Origin of the sequence: Pandoraea eparura (assembly GCF_902459725.1) — a bacterium.
Classification (GTDB): Bacteria; Pseudomonadota; Gammaproteobacteria; order Burkholderiales; family Burkholderiaceae; genus Pandoraea; species Pandoraea eparura.
Map to the genome: position 1 here is coordinate 842,561 of NZ_CABPSH010000002.1, position 22,145 is coordinate 864,705.

General features: G+C 64.7%; 13 protein-coding genes. 7 read left to right on the forward strand and 6 right to left on the reverse strand.

Annotation, left to right across the window (positions count from 1 at the left end; translation table 11 throughout):
• Positions 1 to 164: 164 nt before the first annotated feature.
• Together PEP31012_RS08005 and PEP31012_RS08010 are read left to right on the forward strand one after the other, a co-directional pair.
• Positions 165 to 2,345, forward strand: a complete 2,181-nt coding sequence (locus PEP31012_RS08005; RefSeq protein WP_150588766.1) for a malate synthase G — start codon at positions 165 to 167, stop codon at positions 2,343 to 2,345.
• A 96-nt stretch (positions 2,346 to 2,441) separates the two neighbouring features.
• Positions 2,442 to 3,719, forward strand: coding sequence for a DUF445 domain-containing protein (locus tag PEP31012_RS08010; protein ID WP_150588767.1), 1,278 nt, complete (start codon positions 2,442 to 2,444; stop codon positions 3,717 to 3,719).
• Between the two features lie 744 nt (positions 3,720 to 4,463).
• Here PEP31012_RS08010 and PEP31012_RS08015 read toward each other — a convergent pair.
• Complete coding sequence (locus PEP31012_RS08015; protein WP_150588768.1) at positions 4,464 to 5,771, reverse strand: MFS transporter; 1,308 nt, start codon at positions 5,769 to 5,771, stop codon at positions 4,464 to 4,466.
• Positions 5,772 to 5,969: 198 nt separating this feature from the next.
• Complete coding sequence (gene psrA, locus PEP31012_RS08020) at positions 5,970 to 7,067, reverse strand: iron-containing alcohol dehydrogenase PsrA (protein WP_150588769.1); 1,098 nt, start codon at positions 7,065 to 7,067, stop codon at positions 5,970 to 5,972.
• Positions 7,068 to 7,216: 149 nt separating this feature from the next.
• Between psrA and PEP31012_RS08025 the strand changes: the two genes are divergently transcribed.
• Positions 7,217 to 8,080: a LysR substrate-binding domain-containing protein gene (locus PEP31012_RS08025; RefSeq protein ID WP_150588770.1), complete on the forward strand. Its 864-nt coding sequence runs from the start codon at positions 7,217 to 7,219 to the stop codon at positions 8,078 to 8,080.
• Positions 8,081 to 8,146: 66 nt separating this feature from the next.
• Here PEP31012_RS08025 and PEP31012_RS08030 read toward each other — a convergent pair whose 3' ends face one another.
• The 3 genes from PEP31012_RS08030 to uvrA form a co-directional block, all read right to left on the reverse strand.
• On the reverse strand, positions 8,147 to 8,998 hold the full coding sequence (locus tag PEP31012_RS08030) for an undecaprenyl-diphosphate phosphatase (RefSeq protein WP_150588771.1): 852 nt from the start codon (positions 8,996 to 8,998) through the stop codon (positions 8,147 to 8,149).
• Between the two features lie 414 nt (positions 8,999 to 9,412).
• Positions 9,413 to 9,715 (reverse strand): DUF4148 domain-containing protein, encoded by a 303-nt coding sequence (locus PEP31012_RS08035; RefSeq protein WP_150588772.1) that lies wholly within the window; start codon positions 9,713 to 9,715, stop codon positions 9,413 to 9,415.
• 354 nt (positions 9,716 to 10,069) lie between these two features.
• On the reverse strand, positions 10,070 to 15,955 hold the full coding sequence (uvrA, locus tag PEP31012_RS08040; RefSeq protein ID WP_150588773.1) for an excinuclease ABC subunit UvrA: 5,886 nt from the start codon (positions 15,953 to 15,955) through the stop codon (positions 10,070 to 10,072).
• Positions 15,956 to 16,227: 272 nt separating this feature from the next.
• Between uvrA and PEP31012_RS08045 the strand changes: the two genes are divergently transcribed.
• Complete coding sequence (locus tag PEP31012_RS08045; RefSeq protein WP_246171181.1) at positions 16,228 to 17,943, forward strand: C40 family peptidase; 1,716 nt, start codon at positions 16,228 to 16,230, stop codon at positions 17,941 to 17,943.
• 90 nt (positions 17,944 to 18,033) lie between these two features.
• On the opposite strand, the gene PEP31012_RS08050 is transcribed toward PEP31012_RS08045, so the two are convergent.
• Positions 18,034 to 18,693: a TetR/AcrR family transcriptional regulator gene (locus PEP31012_RS08050; RefSeq protein ID WP_150588774.1), complete on the reverse strand. Its 660-nt coding sequence runs from the start codon at positions 18,691 to 18,693 to the stop codon at positions 18,034 to 18,036.
• A 155-nt stretch (positions 18,694 to 18,848) separates the two neighbouring features.
• Between PEP31012_RS08050 and PEP31012_RS23610 the strand changes: the two genes are divergently transcribed.
• From PEP31012_RS23610 to PEP31012_RS08060, 3 genes are all read left to right on the forward strand, one after another.
• A complete protein-coding gene (locus tag PEP31012_RS23610) occupies positions 18,849 to 19,199 on the forward strand; it encodes a hypothetical protein (protein ID WP_174978148.1) in 351 nt (116 codons plus the stop codon).
• A gap of 125 nt (positions 19,200 to 19,324) precedes the next feature.
• Entirely contained in the window at positions 19,325 to 19,678 is a 354-nt protein-coding gene (locus PEP31012_RS23615) for a DUF3331 domain-containing protein (RefSeq protein WP_174978149.1), read from the forward strand.
• A 597-nt stretch (positions 19,679 to 20,275) separates the two neighbouring features.
• On the forward strand, positions 20,276 to 22,042 hold the full coding sequence (locus PEP31012_RS08060; RefSeq protein ID WP_150588776.1) for a ShlB/FhaC/HecB family hemolysin secretion/activation protein: 1,767 nt from the start codon (positions 20,276 to 20,278) through the stop codon (positions 22,040 to 22,042).
• The last annotated feature ends 103 nt before the right edge of the window (positions 22,043 to 22,145 follow it).

Here is a 22,145-nt window from a genome sequence, read left to right on the forward strand (position 1 = left end):
GGGTTTCCGAGCGACCGGAGAAGGATTACACTCAGGGTCTTATATAAGACTGCCCCTTATCGTCAACAACCCGGTCGTCATCTTCACGCCAACCGCGTGGGTGTTTCGGCAAGGTCGTCGGACGAAATCGCGTCAACCTGGTTTTCAAACTCGAGTACAGCATCATGACTTCCACTTCCCAGCGTGGCGGCCTGACGGTCGCAGACAACCTGATCGCGTTCATCGAAAAGGAAGCCCTGCCGGGCACCGGCGTCGATGTCGATGCGTTCTGGAACGGCTTCGACGCCATCGTCCACGACCTCGCCCCGAAGAACCGCGCGCTGCTCGCCGAGCGCGACCGTCTGCAAAACGAACTCGACGCCTGGCACCGCGCCAACCCGGGCCCCATTGCCGATGCCGCGGCCTACCGCGCGTTCCTCGAAAAGATCGGGTACCTGTTGCCCGTGCCGGCCAGCGTGCAGGCCACCACCGCAGGCGTCGACCATGAGATCGCCGAACAAGCCGGTCCGCAGCTCGTGGTGCCGCTTTCCAACGCCCGCTACGCGCTGAACGCCGCGAACGCGCGCTGGGGCAGCCTGTACGATGCGCTCTACGGCACCGACGCCATCCCTGAAACGGACGGCGCAGAAAAGGGCGCCGGCTACAACCCGAAGCGTGGCGAACGCGTGATCGCCTTCGCACGCGGCTTCCTCGACCAGGTCGCACCGCTGGCCAACGGCTCGCACAAGGACGCCACCGGCTACCGCGTCGAGAGCGGCAAGCTCGTCGTCACGACCAAGACCGGCGAGACGGGCCTGGCGACGCCGGCGCTGTTCATCGGCCACCAAGGCGACGCGGCCGCGCCGACGGCCGTGCTGCTCAAGCACCACGGTCTGCACTTCGAGATCCAGTTCGACGCCAGCCACCCGATCGGCAAGACCGACGCGGCGCATATCAAGGACGTGCTCGTCGAAGCCGCTGTAACGACCATCATCGACTGCGAAGACTCGGTCGCTGCCGTGGACGCCGACGACAAGGTCGACCTCTATCGCAACTGGCTCGGTCTGATGCAAGGCACGCTGACGGAAGCCGTGGAGAAGGGCGGCAAGACCTTCACGCGCCGCCTGAACGCCGACCGCGAATACACCGGCGCCAATGGCCAGCCGGTGACGCTGCACGGCCGCTCGCTGCTGTTCATCCGCAACGTCGGTCACCTGATGACCAACCCGGCGATCACCGATCGTGAAGGCCGCGAGATTCCGGAAGGTATTCTCGACGGCGTGGTCACCGTGCTCGCCTCGCTGCATGATCGCAAGCATCGACTGAACTCGCGCACCGGCTCCATCTACATCGTCAAGCCGAAGATGCACGGCCCGGCCGAAGTGGCCTTCGCCGACGAACTGTTCGGCCGCATCGAAGCGCTGTACGACCTGCCGCGCAACACGCTCAAGATGGGCATCATGGACGAAGAGCGTCGCACGAGCGTGAACCTCTCGGCCTGTATCGCGGCCGCCGCGGCGCGCGTCGCGTTCATCAACACGGGCTTCCTCGATCGCACGGGCGACGAGATGCACACCGCGATGGAAGCCGGTCCGATGATGCGCAAGGGCGACATGAAATCGTCGGCATGGATCACGGCCTACGAGAAGAGCAACGTGCTCGTGGGTCTGGCCGCCGGCCTGCGGGGCCGTGCACAGATCGGCAAGGGCATGTGGGCCATGCCGGACCTGATGCAAGCCATGCTCGAGCAGAAGATCGCGCATCCGAAGGCTGGCGCGAATACCGCCTGGGTGCCGTCGCCGACCGCCGCCACGCTGCACGCGCTGCACTATCACATGGTCGACGTGCAGGCCGTCCAGCAGGAACTGGAAAAGATCGACTACGCGAAGGAGCGCGACGCGCTGCTCACGGGCCTGCTGACGGTGCCGGTCGTGGCCAAGGCCGAATGGTCCGCCGACGAGATCCGCAAGGAGATCGAGAACAACGCGCAGGGTATTCTGGGTTACGTCGTTCGCTGGATCGATCAGGGCGTGGGCTGCTCGAAGGTGCCTGACATCAACGACATCGGCCTGATGGAAGACCGCGCCACGCTGCGTATTTCGAGCCAGCATCTGGCGAACTGGCTGCGTCATGGCGTCATCACGCGCGCGCAGGTCGAAGAGACCTTCAAGCGCATGGCCGCCGTGGTCGACAAACAGAACGCGGGCGACGCGCACTATCGTCCGATGGCGCCGAACTTCGACGACTCGCTGGCGTTCAAGGCCGCGAGCGCGCTGGTGTTCGAGGGACTGACGCAGCCCAGCGGCTACACCGAGCCGCTGCTGCACAAGTACCGCCTCGAACTGAAGGCGAAGCAACGCGGGTAATCGCGCGACGATCCGTCGATCGGTCCGAGACTTACCATTGGACGCCCGACGGGGTAACCTGTCGGGCGTCTTTGTATTTTCAGGAGCCGGCTGCGCATGGATCCCGCCATCGCCCTGCAACGCGCCGAGCGTCGCGCCCTGTGGTGTCTTCTGGCCGCGCTGGTCATCTTTGTCGCCACGCTCTTCATGCCGGAGCACTTCGTCACGGGCTGGATCCGGGCGGCGGCCGAAGCCGCGATGGTCGGGGGACTGGCGGACTGGTTCGCGGTCGAAGCCCTGTTCCGGCGCATCCCGATTCCGGGGCTCGCGCGGCATACGAACATTCTGATTCGCAAGAAGGACGCCCTCGGCGACGGGCTCGCCCGTTTCGTGCGCGAGAAGTTTCTCGACACCCCCTCGGTCGTTCGGCTCATCCGGCAACAGAACCCGGCGGACGCCGTCACGCACTGGCTCGGTTCGTACGAGAACACACGTCAGTTGAGCGCGGTGCTGGTGAAAGTGGCCAGCGGTGTGCTCGACGTGATGGACGAGCGCAACGTGCAGGCCTTCATCCGCCGCGCGCTCGACACGATGATCGACCGGCTCGACCTGTCGCAATCGGCGGCCGCCATTCTCGACACGCTCACGCGCGACGGCCGTCATCAAGCGCTGCTCGACGAGACGCTCGACTATCTCGTCGAACTCCTGAATGAACCTCAGACGCGCGAATTCATCTCGGCGCGCATCGTCGATTGGCTCAAGAGCGATCATCCGAAGAAAGAGAAGGTGCTGCCGTCGGAGTGGATCGGCAACAAGGGCTCAGACATGATTTCGGCAGCCGTTACGCGCTTGCTCGCGCAAATGGAAGCCGACGAATCGCACCAACTGCGTCAGGCGTTCGATCGCGCGGTGGCGGGGTTGATCGAGCGCCTCAAGCATGATCCCGACTTTCAGGCGAAGCTCGACACCTTCAAAACCCAGCTCAAGGGCGACACCGCGTTGAACGCGTATGTCGGCGGCCTGTGGAACGAGTGGCGAAGCTGGGTGAAGCGCGATCTCGCGCGCGACGACTCGTTGATCGGGGCCAAGATCACCGGCGCGGCGGCGTGGATGGGGCAGGAGCTGGCGAGAAGCGACTCATTGCGCAAGGCACTCGACGCGCAATTGCTGGATGCGGCCGAACGCATGGCGCCGGGGTTTGCCGACTTCGTGACCGAGCACATCCGCGCCACGGTGCACGGCTGGAATGCCGAACATCTGTCGCAGCAAATTCGCCTGAGCGTCGGGCAGGACCTGCAATACATCCGCATCAACGGCACCCTCGTCGGCGGACTGATCGGCGCTGTGCTTTACGTGATCGCCCAGGCACCGGTGCTGCTTTCGCGCGGCCACTGACGCAAAGTGCCATGGGCTTGGGCAGAAGGACAAGTCATGCAACCGGGATTGACCGGCGGCCGCCCCTCCTTTGCTGCGTTGCGTTGTTCGCCACATCGACGCGAGTAAATCCTAGGGAAAACCCGTGGTTTTTTCGCAACGTGGTAGCGACAAAATGCCGCGGATCACCAATCTCATAAAAAATGTTTTGAATCAATAGCTTAAATCCATAAAATGGCAAAAATGACGCCCTTCTGACGTCTGCCACACCACGATTTAGAGGGAAATGCCGCGGCGCGCAACAGCTTGTTTGATCTGATGGGGTTTATTGCAAAGTGCGACAGCAGTAGAGTGACAACATGATGAAGTCAGCCGACTTCGTGACTCGCAAGGTGCACCGCACTGCGGACGATGTCGGCGCGTACAGGAGCAATACCATGGCTGTCCTCGGTTCTTTCCTTCTGCTGGCGACTGCCTCGCTGCTCACCGCGTCGTATCTGCGCAGCCGTACTACGCGTACGCGCCGTCAGCAAGCACGCGTGACGCGTCGCTGAGCCCATTGACGCCACCTGAGACCGATGGCGTAGCGTCGGCGTGTATCGTCCGGGCGCGTTCGCCCGCGCGACGAGTCGCGCCCGTTCGATCGACATCGGTCAGTCAGCCACGCCAAAAAAGCGGCAAGCCGGGGAGCCATCCACCGGCCTGCCGGGTTCCCGACACTCGGGACATCCCACACGCATCCGCCTCCCTCCCGTCGTTTCCCCCTCAGTAAGTCCGCTTCATCGCTGCCGCACACGCAGCGGACAGGCATCCCACCGCCAGCACATACACGGCGATCCACCAAGGTTTGTGACCACCGTATTCGAGCAGCGTCGCCGCCACCAACGGGGTGATCGAGCTGGAAACGATGCCCGAGACTTGATACACGACCGAGATGCCCGTGTAGCGAACCCGCGTATCGAACAGTTCGCAGAACATCGACGCCTCGGGGCCGTAGACGAACGCATACACGACCCCCAGCGGCACAATCACTGCGAGCGACACCCACCAGACGTTCGTCGCATAGTGCATCACCGCCAATGCCGGTATCGCCGACACGCCGCAGGCCAATGCCCCCCAACCGAACACACGGCGGCGGCCCACGCGATCCGACAGCTTCGCGGCGTACGGAATCGTGACGATCAACACCATGGCCGCGAGCGTGACCGCCAGCAGGATCGGCGTCTTCGGAAAGTGCAGCGTGCCGACGAGATACGAGATGGCGAACACCGCATACACGTTGAACACCACGCCATCGATGTAGCGCGCGCCCCAGCCGAGCAGCACATTGCGCCGGTAATCGCGCGCAATCTCGGAGAGCGGCACATGCGCGACGTGCTGACTGTCCTTGATGCGTGCGAACTCGGGCGTTTCCAGCACGCGCAGCCGGATGAACATGCCCACCGCCACGAGCACCACGCTGAGCATGAACGCCAGACGCCAGCCCCAGGCCATGAACTGCGCGTCGGTCAGCGTGGATGAGAGCAGCGCGACCACACCCGTCGACAGACACAACCCCACGGCGAGCCCGATCTGCGGATACGCCGCAAACCGCCCGCGCCTGTCGCGCGGCGCGTACTCAAACGCCATGAGCACCGCGCCACCCCATTCGCCGCCCAGGCCGATACCCTGCAACAGCCGCAGGAACAGCAGTATCAACGGGGCGGCGATGCCAATGCTGTCATAGGTCGGTATCAGTCCGATCAGGAATGTCGACACTCCCATGATGGAGAGCGTGACGATGAGTAATGGCTTGCGTCCCAGCCGGTCGCCGAAGTGACCGAAGAGGATGCCTCCGATCGGGCGCGTGGCGAAGCCCACCGCGTAGACCGTGTAAGCGAGCGCGGTGGCAATGAAGGCGTCGCCGCTGGGGAAGAAGAGCTTGTTGAAAACGAGTCCTGTCACGGTGCCATACAGGAAGAAGTCATACCATTCGACGGTCGTGCCGATCAGACTGGCCAGCGCGACCGTGCGCACCGCTTTTTCGGCGGAGGCGGCATCGCTGCCGCCAACGCCCGTGAGAACCTGTTCCATTGCGCCTCCTGTTGATGCGCCGCGCCATGGCGGCGCGCTGCGACGCACCGGTCTGCGCCGGGCGTCTGTCTCCTGGATGTCTCGGTGCCGCCGGTGAAGCCCGCGGCTATGTTTTGATGATGCGGGTTGCGGGAACTACGGGTAAGACGCGAAAACACGCATGCGCGAACGCATACGACCGTGGCGGCCGCCTGACAATCAGGCGGTGGCGCCGATGAAATTGCGTCCGCGCGGGCCGTCGAGCGCGGCGGCGATCATCGCACTGGATTCGGGCTCGGACACGCCATAGGCCGAGAACTCGGTCGCCACGCCCAAACCATTGAGAAACGCCGTGAGCTTGTCCGGGGCGTGTCCAATGTCGCCGTCGAACACCTGGGCCAGCACCGCGTCGCGATCGGCACGGCGGCCTATCGCCAGGCGCATCACCGCCGGCAAGGTGAACGAGCACGCAATGCCGTGCGGAAGGCCATGGCGAATCGTCATGTCGTATGAAATCGAATGCGCCAACGCGGTCTTCGTGTTGGAGAACGCCATGCCCGCTTGCAGCGCGGCGAGCGCTGCCTGAGCGCGCAACACGTCGTCGTCGAGCGACACCATCAGTTGCGGCAACACGCGCATCATGTCGCGCGCCGCCGTCACGGCGAAGGTGTCGGAAATCGGATTGGCGTTCACGTTCCAGATCGCCTCGAGCGCATGCGAGAGGGCGTCGAGACCGCTTTGCAGCGTGATGGCGTGCGGCAGCGAACGTGTCAGACGCGGATCGACGATCGCCGCCTCCGGCCACGTCTCGGGCAAGTGCAGCGAATACTTCTTGTGCTTCACATGACGATCCCACAGCGTGGCCCATGGGGTGACTTCGCTGCCTGTGCCGGCCGTCGTCGGCACAGTGATGAGCCGCTTGGTCCGCGATGGCCGGAAGCCGCCCCCCGCGTCGAGCGCATCGACGAGCGTGGCAAAGCGATCGTCCTGCCCTGCAACCATCAACAGCTTGGCCGTATCGAGCGCGCTGCCGCCACCGAGCGCCACGATCACCTCGCACTGGCCGTAGCGCCGCCAGAAGTCGCTGTACATCGGGGCGAGTTCGCGCACATCCGGGTTCGGGCTGACCCGATCGATCACCCCGGCCAAGCGTTGCCCGAGCAGCGCTTCGACTTGCCCTGTCATGCCAAGCGCGCGTGCTTCGGGCATGGTGACGAGCACGACGCGACGCTCGCCAACCAATTCGGGCAACTGAGCGAGAGCGCCCGCACCGAAGCGAACGTCGACCGGATTATGAAAACGTGAGCATGCAGTCATGGTGAGGAGGTGCCGCTACGCCCGAGGACGATGGCGATCCGTTGACGAAGATTGAGCTGGATTATGGTGAGCATCGTCCTATACTTCCAATTCACAATTTTTCGTCAAAGTATTGATAAAACCTATACCTCGTCACGGGAGCGTCATCGATGCGAATTACCCAGTTGCGCTCGTTCCATGCGGTGGCGCATCACGGCAGCGTGACGCGTGCGGCGCAGGCGCTGCATGTGAGCCAGCCCACGATGACCACACAGATTCGGGCGCTGGAGGAGACCTACGGTGTCGAACTGTTCTACCGGCACGGCCGCGGGCTGACGCTCACGCCCACCGGAAAATCGCTGTACGCGGTGAGCCTGCGCATCTTCTCGGACGAGGCCGAAGCGCTTGGCCTGCTCAAGGAGCATGGCGGGCTGCGCACCGGCGAATTACGCCTGGGCGCTGTGGGGCCGCATCACGCGATGGAGATCGTGGCGGCATTCCAGCCGCGTTACCCTGGCATCCGCATTTCCATGCGGCCGGGCAATTCCGAAGAGATGATCGAGAGCCTGCTGGCTTACCGCACCGATGTGGCGGTGCTGGCGCGCTATCAAGACGATGCACGTCTGCACGCCGTGCCGTATCGCACGCATCCGGTTGTGCTGCTGGTGCCGCGCGCGCACCGGTTCGCCAAGCGCCGCAGCGTGCCGCTCGCGGCGCTGGCCGACGAGCCGATGCTCATGCGCGAGCCGGGATCGACCACGCGTCACGCGCTCGAAGCGGCGTTGCAGGACGCGGGGGTGACGCCGAACGTGGCGATGGAGATCGGCAGCCGCGAAGCAATTCGCGAGGCCGTCATTCTGGGGCTGGGAATTGCTGCGGTGTCGGCGCGTGAGCATACGCCCGACGCGCGACTTGCCATGGTATCGATCAGCGACGCGCGCGTGGAAACGACGACGGTCGTCGTGTGCCTGGCGCAGCGGCGCGCGACGCGGGCGATTGCCGCGTTTCTGGAGGTCGTGGCGGGATTGGTGTGACGCCCGTCGGCGTGACGGCGAGGGCCGCGCCTGACGGGCCGCCCTCGCGAGACGTCACGTCACGGATTACAGGTATCGGCTCGCCGCCAGCACGACGCCCGAGGCCACGAGGCAGTAGATGCCGAACAGATACCAGCGACCGTGTTCGAGCCAGCGCGACAGCCAGCGCAGCGCCACCAGACCGGCGAGGAAGCTGAACACCATGCCGACGAGGCTCGGTGTGAGCACCGTCATGTAGTGGCCGGCGAATGTTTGCGCACCGCCCGACTTGTACAAACGGTAAGCCTCCTTGGCAATCACTGGCGGCGTAAGCACCACGGCCAGCGCGAAGCTGAATTCTTCGACACGGATCTTGTCGAGCCCGCGCATCATCCCCGTCGAGATGGTCGAACCCGAGCGCGAGAAACCGCGGAAGGGCAGGCACAGGCCCTGCACCGCACCGATCCAGGCGGAGTCGGCACCGCGCAACGGGCGATCGCCCATTGGCGGGCGCTTGCTTCCCGAGATCAGAATCAGGAGGCCCGCCATCGCGAGGCCGCCGGAGATGATGTACAGATTACCGAACAGGTGCTCGATCTCGGCGTGTTCCGAGCCACGCATCAAGACCTTCTCGATGAATACCATCAAGGCCAGCCCGATCACGCCCGTGAAACCCGTCGCGATGACGACCTGCTTCGCGTTATGCATGAAATCGTGCTTGGACGAGAAATAACGCTCGCGCCACGACTTCCAGAAATAGACGATGACGGCGAGCATCGTGCCGGTGTGCAGCATGACGAGCAACAACGTCATGGCGGGCGCCGACGGGTCGAGGCCCATCAGTTTCTCGGCCATGATGACGTGTGCCGAACTCGACACGGGAAGCAACTCCGCCACGCCCTGCACAATTGCGAGCACGAGCACCTGCAGATAATCCATGCGAAATCCTTGTGAAATGGGCAAGGAGCCTACGCCGGACGCATGACGTTTTTGTGACGATCACATGACGGCGGCACCGGTTCCTTGTCCACAACCGGCTGCCGCGCATGATACTCCAACAGAAGTGCCGCGAAGTGTGCATTTGGCACCCGCTTGGTGAGTGCCTTCGGTCCGTGCGGATCCACTTGTCCACCGTAAATCCACAGCTTGGTCACAGGCACGCCACAGCTTACCCACAAGGTTATCGACAGCGTTGTCCACAGGCAGTGGTGTGTGGACAAACGGGCGCATAAAACAAAATCGGCCACGCGATGTGGCCGATTTGTGATCGGAGGCGCCGCCCCGGAGTCGCGACGCGCCGCGCAGGCGCTGGCTCACGGGAGGTGCCGCCAGTACAGCGATGGGTCACGCGAATCAGCTACCGAAATACGTGCTGCCAGCCAGGGCGAGGTTGATGATCGACCCCGGGGTCGCGGCGGCCGCGACAGCGCCTGAGTTGGCGATCGACTTCGGATAGACCGAATCGTGTTGCTGCAGCAGACCGGCTTGCTGGGCTTGCGCCAGTTCCTGACCGACCTGGGCGCGGCTCATCATGCTGGTTTGCGGCACCCACGAGAATTCCGACGGGCCGTCGAAGGCATCGCTGGCAAAAGCCGAACCGGCCGACACGGCCAACATGGCGGAAACCAAGGCTGAGGTAATAAGAGTGCGCTTCATGGTGTTTTCTCCTGTCTGTTTGAAACGCGGCGATGTTCAATTCATCGTCGACAACTGCAGTCTATTGGCATCGACAATTGCAATAAAGACGATATTTGTCTATTTGTAATTTCTATTTCAGGAATAATAAGCGCGACATACCCCACATCGAGCCTCAGCGCCCATGCGAGCCAGCCTCAGCAACGTTCGGGCGACGTGTGGGCAACCCGCGGGCGACGGCTGCGCATCATGACGACAGAAGGGGAACGCCAGCGCGCGCGGGCGGGGATCGAGCGAGACCTACGTCGCTCGATTCCCGCCTGTGGCGTTTTGAGTGCGCTTGAGTGCGCTTGAGTGCGCCAGTGGCCGAGTGCGTTAGTGGCCGAGCACCGGCTTGAGCGCGATGCCGGTGTGGCTTGCCGCGACCTGCGTCAGCGCATCCGGCGACGTCGCGGCCACGACCGTCCCGCCGTCCTTGCCGCCCTCCGGTCCCATGTCGACGATCCAGTCCGCTTCGGCAATCACGTCGAGGTTGTGCTCGATGACAACGACGGTATGCCCGCCGTTCACCAGCCGATGCAGCACATGGATCAGGCGCGCCACGTCCGCCATGTGAAGGCCCACCGTGGGCTCGTCGAGCACGTACAGCGTGTGCGGCGTCCTCTGCCCGCGACGCGTGATGTCGTCGCGTACCTTGGTCAACTCCGTCACGAGCTTGATGCGCTGCGCCTCGCCCCCCGACAACGTCGGCGACGGCTGCCCCAGCGTGAGATAGCCGAGACCGACGTCCTGCATCAGTTGCAGCGGATGCGCAATGCTCGGCATCGACGCAAAGAACTCGACGGCTTCGTCGACCTCCATCGTCAGCACGTCGCCGATGCTCTTGCCGCGCCACGTGACGGCCAGCGTCTCGGCGTTGAACCGCTGACCGTGACAGACGTCGCACAGCACCTTCACGTCGGCGAGGAAGCTCATGCCGATGGTGCGCACGCCCTGCCCCTCGCACGCCGGGCAACGGCCTTCACCCGTGTTGAACGAGAAGCGCGACGCCGCATAGCCACGGGCGCGGGCTTCGAGCGTGTCGGCAAACAAGCGTCGAATCGTGTCCCAGAAGCCGATGTACGTGGCCGGACACGAGCGCGGCGTCTTGCCGATCGGCGTCTGATCGACTTCGAGCACGCGATCGATCGCCTCCCAGCCGGTCACCGACGTGCAGCCGTGCCATGCGTGCTCCACAGGACGCCGTGGTGTCTCCGGTGCCGCCACTGCCGCCGACGTCGCGCGCGGCTTGCCATCGGCCTTCACCACGTGACGCACGGTGCCCTTGCGGGCACGTCGCTCGGCAGGCGACGACAGCACCGAACGCCCTACCGCGTCGAGCAGGTTCGTCATCAGCACGTCGCGCGCCAGCGTCGATTTGCCCGACCCCGACACGCCGGTGATGGCGGTGAGTCTCGCCAACGGCAACGACGCCGTCACGTCCTTCAGGTTGTGGAGCGTGGCCCCATGCACCGTCAGCCAATTCGGCGGCACTGCCTCGGCACCCTTCGCGGGCGCCACGACCTCGCGGCGCGGATGGATCGGATGCTGCAACGGATGCGCCAGGAACTTGCCGGTCAGCGACTCGGGGTGCGAGGCCAGATCGGCGACGCTGCCCTGCGCGACCAGCGTGCCGCCGCGTTTGCCCGCGCCGGGACCGATATCGATGATGTGATCCGCGCGGCGAATCGTGTCTTCGTCGTGCTCGACCACCACCAGCGTGTTGCCCTGGTCGCCCAACTTGCGCAACGCGCCAAGCAGAATGCCGTTGTCGCGCGGGTGCAGGCCGATGGTCGGCTCGTCGAGCACGTAGCAAACGCCTTGCAGATTGCTGCCGAGTTGCGCCGCCAGACGAATGCGCTGCGACTCGCCGCCCGACAGCGTCGGCGCCGCGCGATCGAGCGTGAGATAGCCGAGCCCGACTTCCTCGAGAAAGGCCAGACGCCCCTGGATCTCACTGATCAGATCGCGCGCGATGCTCGCCTCGCGACCGTGCAATTCGAGTCTTTCGATCCACTCGCGCACGTCGGTCACGGTCCACTGGGCAACGCCGGAGATCGCGTGATCGTCGAACGTCACCGCGCGCGCGACGCCATTGAGCCGCGCCCCGTGGCAATCCGGACACGGCTGATCGCCCACGCCCTCCGGCTCCTGCTCCTCCGACGGCAACGAATGCTCGCGCCCCCGGTTGTCCTGATTGAGCACGGTGTCGTCGAACGCCTCGCGCTGCTCGCGCGTGAGTGCCAGGCCCGTGCCCACGCACGTCTGACACCAGCCATGCTTGCTGTTGAACGAGAACATGCGCGGATCGAGATCCGGATAGCTCGTGCCGCACACCGGGCAGGCACGCTTGACCGAAAACACCTCGATCTGGCCCACGCCTTCGCCCGGTTGTTCACGACTCATGGCGGCGCCAAGATCGTCGAGCGGCGCGAGCAGATGCATCACGCCCTTGCCTTGCTCGAGCGCCGTCGCCAACAGCGTGCGCAGCAAGCCTTCGCTTTCGGGCGTGACGATCACGTCGCCCACCGGCAGTTCGATGGTGTGCTCGCGGAATCGATCGAGCTTCGGCCACGGGTCGACCGGCAGGAACACGCCATCGACACGCAGATGCGAATGCCCGCGCGCCTTGGCCCACTTCGCCAGATCGGTGTAGATCCCCTTGCGGCCCACGACCAGTGGCGCGAGCAGCCCGACATGCTGGCCGCGCCGATCGCGCATCAGTTGCGCGACGATGGAATCGGGGCTTTGTGCCGTGACGGGCGAACCATCGTGAATGCAGTGCTGAATGCCGAGCTTCACGTACAGCAGACGCAGGAAATGCCAGACTTCAGTCGTCGTCGCCACGGTACTCTTGCGCCCGCCGCGCGAGAGGCGCTGCTCGATGGCGACCGTCGGGGGAATGCCGTACACGGCATCCACTTCCGGACGCCCCGCCGGTTGGACGATGGATCGCGCATAGGCGTTCAGCGATTCCAGATAACGGCGCTGCCCTTCATTGAACAGGATGTCGAACGCCAGCGTCGACTTGCCCGATCCTGAAACACCGGTAATCACACTGAACTTGCCGCGCGGAATCGCGACGTCCAGCGCCTTCAGGTTGTGCTCGCGGGCGTTGACGATACGAATGTCGTCGCCGCCGGCCGGCTTGCGCTGCGCGCGTGCCGCACGCAAGGCGGTTTGCAGTGGCATGCCCGCGTCGCCGACAGCGCTGGCCACCGTCACCGATTGGCCCGGCGCCACCACGGTGCGTTCATAGTCGGCAAGGGCGCGTCCGGTGTGCGATCCCTCGCACGCCACCACCTGCGCGAGCGTGCCTGCGCACAGCACTTCACCGCCGCCCTCGCCGCCTTCCGGCCCAAGGTCGATGATCCAGTCGGCCGCGCGCACCACGTCGAGATTGTGTTCGATGACGAGCAGCGAGTTGCCGCCGTCGAGCAGCTTGGCGAACGCGCGCATGAGCTTGGCGATGTCGTCGAAATGCAGCCCCGTCGTCGGCTCGTCGAAGATGAAGAGCCGGCCGCGATGCGCCACCTTCTGCCCGCTCGCCGTCTTCTTCTGCGCCGCTTCCGCCAGAAACCCCGCGAGCTTCAGGCGCTGCGCCTCGCCGCCCGAGAGCGTGGGCACCGGCTGGCCGAGCTTCACATATTCGAGCCCCACGTCGACGATCGGCTGCAAGACGCGCAACACGTCGCGATCCGACGAGAACAGCTTCACCGCCTCGTTGACGGTCAGTTCGAGCACATCCGACACGCTCAGCTCGCGCATCGCCTCGCCGGGCACGGCACGCTGAATCTTCACGTCGAGCACTTCGGCGCGATAGCGCTTGCCGTCGCAATCGGGGCAACGCAGATACACGTCGCTCAGGAACTGCATCTCCACGTGTTCGAAGCCCGAGCCGCCACACGTCGGGCAGCGCCCGTTGCCGGAGTTGAAGCTGAAGGTGCTCGCGTTGTAGCCGCGTTGCAGCGCCGCCGGCACCGCCGCAAACAGCTTTCGAATCTCGTCGAACGCGCCGACGTAGCTGGCCGGGTTCGACCGGGCCGTCTTGCCAATGGGCGACTGATCGACGAAGACCACGCCCGACAACTGTTCGGCGCCGATGAGTTCGTCGTGGGCCCCAGGGGCTTCGGTCGGGTCGCCGAAGTGACGCGCCAGCGCCGGGTTGAGGACGTCCTGCACCAGCGTCGATTTACCGGATCCGGATACGCCGGTCACGCACACGAGCCGCCCGAGCGGAATCTCGACGCTGACGTGCTTGAGGTTGTGTTCACGCGCACCGGTCAGTGTGAGGCGCGGCGTCGCGGCCTCGACCGGACGTGCACGCCAGTTCGACGCGTTCGCCACGTGCTTGCGTCCGCCCAGGTAGCTGCCGGTCAGCGTATCGGCACGACGCACCTCATCGGGCGTGCCGTCGAAGACGATCTGGCCGCCGCGCTCCCCCGGCCCCGGCCCCATGTCGATCAAACGGTCCGCAGCCAGCATCACCGCAGGATCGTGTTCGACCACCACCAGCGTATTGCCCGCATCACGCAGGCGATGCATGGCGGCGACGATGCGGTCCATGTCGCGCGGATGCAGGCCGATACTCGGCTCGTCGAGCACGAAGAGCGTGTTGACGAGCGACGTGCCGAGCGCCGTCGTCAGATTGATACGCTGCACTTCGCCGCCCGAGAGCGTACGGCTCTGACGATCGAGCGTGAGGTAGCCGATGCCCACGTCGCACAGATACTTCAGCCGCGTGCCGATCTCGTCCTGCAACAGCTTGAGGGCATCGTCGAGCAAGCTTGACGGCAACGTGAGCGAATCGAAGAACTGACGCACGCGCGAAATCGGCATGAGCATCAGGTCGTGCATGGTGAGGCCTGGCAGCGCTTCGAGCGACGCTCGCGACCACGCCACGCCGCGCGGCATGAAGCGTTGCGCGGGCGGCAGCACCGCGTCGGCATTCTCCTTCGAGCCAAGCCGCCACAGCAGGCCTTCCGTCTTCAGGCGAGCGCCGCCGCAGGTCTCACACGTGGTGTAACTGCGGTACTTCGAGAGCAGCACGCGAATGTGCATCTTGTACGCCTTCGACTCCAGATAGCCGAAGAAGCGGCGGATGCCGTACCACTGCTTGTTCCACTCGCCCTTCCAGTCGGGATCGCCTTCGATGACCCACTCGCGATGCGCGGGCGAGAGTTTCGACCACGGCGTATCGCGCGGAATGCCCGCCTTGCCCGCGTACTCGAGCAAGTCGGCCTGAATCTCTTTCCACGCGGGGGTCTGGATGGTCTTGATCGCGCCGCCGCGCAGCGTCTTGCGCTCGTCCGGAATCACCAGACCGAGGTCGACGCCGATCACGCGGCCGAACCCGCGACAGGCTTCGCACGCCCCGTAGGCAGAGTTGAACGAGAAGAGCGCCGGTTGCGGATCGGCGTAATGCAGGTCGCTGTCGGGGCAGTGCAGATCCTGCGAATAGCGCCAGATATCGGGCTCGCCCTCGTCGGCCAGCACGTACACGTTCACCCGGCCGCGACCGCGCTTGAGCGACGCTTCGATGGCTTCCATCGCACGCGCCTTCTCGGTGTTCTGCAAGCGAAACCGGTCGGCGACCACATCGAGCACCTTGCGCGTGCCGTCTGCCGACGCGACTTCGCGTTCGGCCTGCACGCGCGTATAGCCCGACGCCGAGAGCCATTGCTCGACCTCGTCGGCCGTGACACTGCCCGGCAATTCGACCGGGAACGTGACGACCAGGCGCGGATCGCCCGGCGCGGTGCGCGCCATCAGGTCGGCGTAGATCGTCTCGGGGGTGTCGTGGCGCACCGGCTGAGCGGTCTCGCGATCGAACAGCGCCGCCGCGCGGGCGAACAGCAGCTTGAGGTGGTCGTTGAGTTCGGTCATCGTGCCGACCGTCGAGCGCGAACTGCGCACGGGGTTGGTCTGATCGATGGCGATGGCCGGCGGCACGCCTTCCACGTGATCGACCTGCGGGCGATCCATGCGGTCGAGGAACTGGCGGGCGTAAGCACTGAAGGTCTCGACATAGCGGCGCTGGCCTTCGGCGAACAGCGTGTCGAAGACCAGGCTCGACTTGCCGGAACCGGACGGGCCGGTCACGACGGTCATCTCACCGGTCTGGAGATCGATGTCGAGATTCTTGAGGTTGTGCTGACGGGCACCACGAATACGAATGGCGTGGCTGGACGACGGGTCGGGTTTCGAGGATGAGGTATCCACTGGATCAGGGCCGCTTGGTTGACGATGAACAGCGTGACGTCTGACAGCGCGCGTGCGCGCCTCGGGGAAGCTACTGTATCAGGCCGATACGACAGTCGCTGACAGCATCGACGCATCGCTCGGCTTGACGCGATTGTACTGTATATTTGTACAGCATTCACGCCACCCCCGAAGGCGCCGCCGCGCCTCGCCGTATGCGTCGTCGCGCACCTCAATTTGGCGCCCGTGTCGATGGAGTAGCATGACGGCATCCGGACTCTCTCCCGCACACCATGGGTGCCTTCCTTGCGGCGCGCAGCCTCATCCTGCGCGCTACGTTGTCCGCCGCTTTGTCCGCTACGTTGTCGGCCACTTCGACGGCCACTTCGTCCGTCGCTCAGGTCATGCGCATCACGCGACTTCGCGCCTTGGGCGCCCCTCGGCGCGCCACCGTCCGCCTTGCCGGTCTGACCTCGCTGCTGCCGCTCGTCATGCTCGCCGCGTGCGCGGGCGCACCGCAACCGCCCACGACGTCCGCGCCGGCGGCGACCGCCACCGCGGCGCGCTACAACATCAGCCGCTTCCCCATTGCGCATTACGACCAGGACGTCGATCACTGGATCCGGCCCGACGCGCCCGGCTACGATCGGCCGCTGCTCTCGGCGAAAGAGCAGGCGCGTCGTTTCGAGGCCTTCCGCGCACGCTACTTCGGCACGGCGCCGCGTGACCCGTCGCCATGGAACGGCATGTGGCTGTCGACGTCGCTGCTGAGCGCGGACGGCGTGCAGCAGATTGCCGATTCGCAGGCGCGGCGCGCCAGACGGTTCGATAACGGCGAGCCCGGGGTTGCCAAGACCTATGGCGAGAACTTCCATGCACACACATCATCGTGGATCCGCGCCATCGAAGCCAACATGGGGCTGGCCCAACTCGACGCCGATCAGGCCGGTGGGCAATACGATCCGCGCCGTCGCGGCATCACCGTCGACAATGCGCTGGTGCGCCAGCTCCCCACGCAGGATCCGGCGTTCTATGATTTCCATCAGGCAGGCGAAGGCTATCCGTTCGATGCGCTGCAGGATTCCGCGCTGCGTCCCGGCACGCCGGTCTACACGCTCGCGCGCAGCGTTGACGGCGCGTGGCTGCTCGTCTATTCGCCGGATCTGATCGGCTGGGTCGACGCCCGCACCGTGGCTACGGTCGACGAGCATTTCATCGCCACGTGGCGTGACACGGCACAGCGCAGCCTCGGCGCGATCGTTCGCGCCGACGTGGTCCTGGCCGACACGCCGCCCGGCACGACCGCGCCCATTTACCGGACGTTTGCACCGATCGGCACGGTGCTGCCGATGATGCTGCGCGACGGGCAACCGGTAGCGATGTTCCCCGTGGCCGACATCCGGCGTCAGGCGCACATCCACACGACCGCGCTCGACGCCTCGACCCTGGTGCCGATGCCGTGGACGATCACGCCGCGCCACATGGCGCAGGTGATGAAGCAACTGATCGGGCGTCCGTATGGCTGGGGCAACACGCTGTTCTACAACGATTGCTCGGCCGAGACGCGCAGTCTCTTCGCCCCCTTCGGCGTGTGGCTGCCGCGCCATTCGTCGGATCAGTTGCGCGCGGGCGTGCGCACCGACCTGCGCGCCGCCGATATCGACACTCGGCTGCGCACGCTGGCGGAACGCGGCCGTGCGCTGATGACGCTGATCCATATCAACGGGCACATCATGCTGTACCTGGGCAATGCGCAGCACGACGGCGAAAGCGTGCCGATGACCTATCAGAACGTGTGGGGTCTGTCGCCGGCGGATAACAGTCGTCGCAATGTCATCGGCGGCTCGGTGATTTTGCCGTTGCTCAAGACCTATCCGGAAGATCCCGAGGCGCGCTCGCTTGCGGGCAAGTCGCTGTTCGAGATCAGCGTGATCGGCAGCGAGACATCTGCCAGTGGAGACGCGGCACGCTTACCGAGCACGGATACCCCGGACGAGATGCCGCAGTAAAGCGACGTCCGGCCCGCGTGCCGAAAGCCTATACGACGCTTACGCGCCGGCGCCGGCATAGGCATAGGCATAAGCGTGGGCGTGGGCGAATCACTGCCGAATCAGCGCCATCGCACAATCGAGCACGGTACGCTTGAGATCGGCCATGCCTTCGGGGGGCAGGAACGGTCCCATCATGTGGCGATACGACACTGTCTTGCTGATGGCCGACGTCAGCATGAAGAACATCACGTCGGCGTCCTGCACGGGGCGCTTCTGCGCGTCGAGCCAGTCGGCTACGAGCGGCACCATCGCATCGCGATACGGACGCACCAGTCGCTGCGTGATGATGTCGAGCCGCTCGCCTTCTTCGGTCGCCGCTGTCGAGAAGAACATGCCGATGTCCGGATTCTCGAAGACCGCTTCCACGAACAACCGTACCGCCTGTTCGAGGCGCTCGGCGGGATCGTGCGGCGCGTGCCGCAGCGCGAGCGTCTGCTCGATCATCGAGCGCGTGAGCGTCGCGATCTGATCGACGACCGCGACCCACAGCGCTTCCTTCGAGCCGAAGTGGTGCGAGATCAGGGCCGCGTCGACCCCGGACGCCTCCGCGATCTGCCGCACGCTGCTCGCATAGAAACCGCGCTGCGCGAAGATGCGGCGGGCGTTGAGCAACAACGCGTCGGCGCCATGCGTGCAGTTGCACGTGGGACGCCCACGTGTGCGTTTGCGGGGGGAATCGACGGGCGAGACAGCTTTGTTGGGAGTCATGGAGCGTTGGGTGAGTCGAATGCACGACAGCAATGCGCCAAGTCTACCCGACCCGAACGCCCCTGCCTGCCCAGACAATTGCCATTTGACACGTCGGGGCCACGCTCGCTATTATGCGCTTATTCATCACTTGTTGAATTTGGCATTTCCCCCAAATGTCTCGCGCAAACCGAATCGTGATTGTCGGTGGCGGTATCGCCGGCCTGAAGCTGGCAACGCGTCTGGGCCGCCATCTTGGCGCGTGGCTCGCGGGCCGCGCGATTCCGCCGTTCGTCTACCGCGATCCGGGCGCGTCGGTATCGCTCTCCGGCTACAACGCGTTTGGCGCGCTTGGCCGATTCGGATTTCTCAAAGGTGGCATCGTGCGCGGACGCTTTGCGCAATGGCGCCACGCCATGTTGTACCGGCGCCATCAGCATGCGCTGCACGGGTTCGCCCGCGCGACGGTGCTGTTGGGCGCGGAAAAACTCGGCGGCCTTCGCGGGCCGCGTACCCGGCTGGCCTGACCATGCGAAGCGACCAAACCCCTTGCTCCAATCGAAGCGGCGCTCACCGCGATTCCTGCCCGTCCTCGACGTCGTCGACGCCACGGACTTCGCGCACGTCGAGCGCCGCGCAACGCGATCAACGCGTGTGGCAGCACACCGTGGCGATGCTCGACGCCAAACCGGTCATTCGCCGGCCGGTCATTCCGTACACACGACGTGCGCCCATCGTCCGCGTGCTGGAGATCTCCAGCGAACTGACAATCACCGTGTCGTGGAACGATGCCACCGGCGGCAATTATGGGGCGCAGATCTGGCGCATTCGCCGGGCGAATCACCCTGGCGTTTGCGCGTTGACGGGCGAGACGATCGACGTGGGCGACTTCATCTACCGGCCGCTGTTCGGCGATGTGCCGCCGCTCAACGTCGACGCCATGATCTCGGCCGAGTCCATTCGCGCCATGCGCGAATCCAGTAGCCGCGAACTCGAACCGGCATAACACCGCGACTGACACCCCGTACGGATCTGCCGCCGGGGTATTTGGCGCGAAGTCCGCGCGCGCCACACAGTGCGCGCACACGCCACGAGACCGACGCTCGATCCTTGATTCGTCTCGGTCGACAATCATCCTGTCCCGTTGAACGACGCTCCGCACGCAGCGGAGATTCGCCGCCCGGCGAAGTGCTCAACGCCGTTTGCCCCCCGTTACGCGCGTTTCCCTTCATTCCGCCCTTCGTCAGGCGAACGTCGGTGCCACCGCAACCCATCCGGCGTCATTGACGACCGACGCGTTCAGTCGTCGCGGCCGACGCATCCAGACTCGAAAATTTCCGACCAGAAAAAGAAGTCTGTTTGTGACTTAACCCTTAGTCTTGCTAACGTTTTTCGTTGAACTACCGCCGCACTATCGCGGTGAAGTCCAACGTATCAACGCCCCCCTCCGTCACGTTCAGTGACATTCCACTCCGGCATCGCCGTTATCTCCCCACGCTGTGTAGGTCGATTACGCGTTGGCACGAGTGGCTGCCGTTGATGACGATCCACGCGTCGACCGTCATTCGCTCAATCCGCACTTTGAAATCGCTGCAAAGCCCTGATGCCGATCACTCAAACGAAAGCCGTGCTGCTGGCCTGTTCGCTGTTCGCGATGGCGGCGCAGGCGCAGCAAACGTCCGCACCCACCCCCGCCGACACGGCGGCCGCCGCCCGAACGGGTGTCGAGCAAGACCAGTTGATCCAACAACAGCGCGAGGCACAACAACGCGAGGCGGCGGTCAACGCGCCATCGGTACGTTCAACTCGTGACGATGCACCGGTCTGGCCCGCGCTACCCAGCGAGACGCCATGCTTCCGGATCGACACATTCGCCTTTGAAATCCCCACGACATCGCAAGAAACGGTCGGGGCGACGGCTGCCGAGACGCAACCGCTGGGCCGATTTACGTTCGCCCGGGAATGGGTCGGGCACTATGCGGGCGCCTGCATAGGCAAGCAAGGATTGGACGCACTCGCCAAAGGCCTGCAAAAGGTCGCCTTGAGTCGCGGCTACGTCACGACACGCGTGCTGCTGCCTGAGCAGGATCTCTCGAGCGGTAGGCTCCGATTCGCGTTGATCCCCGGCGTCATCCATCAGGTGCGCTTCGCCGATCCGACACTGCGCGGCACGTGGAAGAGCGCCTTCCCGACGCGTGACGGCGCGTTGCTGGATCTGCGTGATCTCGAGCAGGGGCTCGAGCAAATGAAGCGCGTGTCGAATCAGGACGTCTCGATGCAGATCGTGCCGGCCGATCGGCCGGGCCAGAGCGACGTCGTGCTCGATGTAACGCGCACCAAGCCGTGGACCGTCGTGGCGTCTGTGGACAACGCCGGGTCGCGTGCGACGGGTCAACTGCAAGGCAGCCTCTCGGCCGGTGTGTACAACCCGCTCGGCCTGAACGACATCTTCAATGTCGGGGTGTCACAGGATCTGCTGTTCAAAGACCACGATCTGGGCTCGCGTGGCTGGCATGGGAGCTACGCGATTCCGTGGGGCTACTGGAGCGCAACGCTGGCGGCCTACACGAGCCGCTACTACCAGCGAATTGCGGGCGTCAACGAGACGTTCATCGCAAGCGGCAACGCGAAGACGCTCGACGCCACGCTCAGCCGCGTGCTCTCCCGCAGCCAGAACCACGTGTTTGGCACCCAGCTCCGGCTGTCGCGCCAGTTCGGTCAGAGTTTCATCGAAGACATCGAGATCACGCAGCAGCGACGTAACAACACCCTTGTCGAGTGGGGCCTGACGGATCGGCACTATTTCGGTGCCGCGCAACTCGATGCGGCGCTTGCGTACCGGCAAGGAATCGGCGGGCTCGGTGCACAGGATGACCTTCTCGCGGCCTCGGGTGGCCCGACGTATCGCTATCGCATGGCCGTGCTCGACGCGAACCTCGCCGTCGGCTTTGCCATGGCGCAGCAGCCAGTTCGGTACGTGACGACCTTCCACGGGCAATACACCGGCAACACGCTTTACTACATCGACAACCTTTCCCTCGGCAGCCGCTACACCGTGCGGGGCTTCGACGGCGAGACGATGCTCTCGGCCGCGCGCGGATTCTATTGGCGCAACGAGCTTCAGGTGCCGCTCGGCCAGACCGGACATTCCGTGTACGCGGGACTCGATTACGGCCGGGTCTGGGGACCGCAACCCGTCGCGCAAGACGGCACACAGCTCGTCGGCGCCGTCATCGGTCTCAAGGGTAGCGTTGCCACCCGCTTTGGCGGCTACGGCTACGACGTGTTCCTGGGCACACCGCTCTACAAGCCATCCGGCTTTCCCACAGCGCAAGTCACGGTCGGCTTTCAACTGACCGCCCAGCTTTGAGGTTTCCGGGGCATCCGGGCAGCGGGCCACGCGCATTGCGATGGCGCCATCCGCATTCCATGACCGCGTGGCGGATCACCCGCAGCGGCCTCTCTCTTCAGGT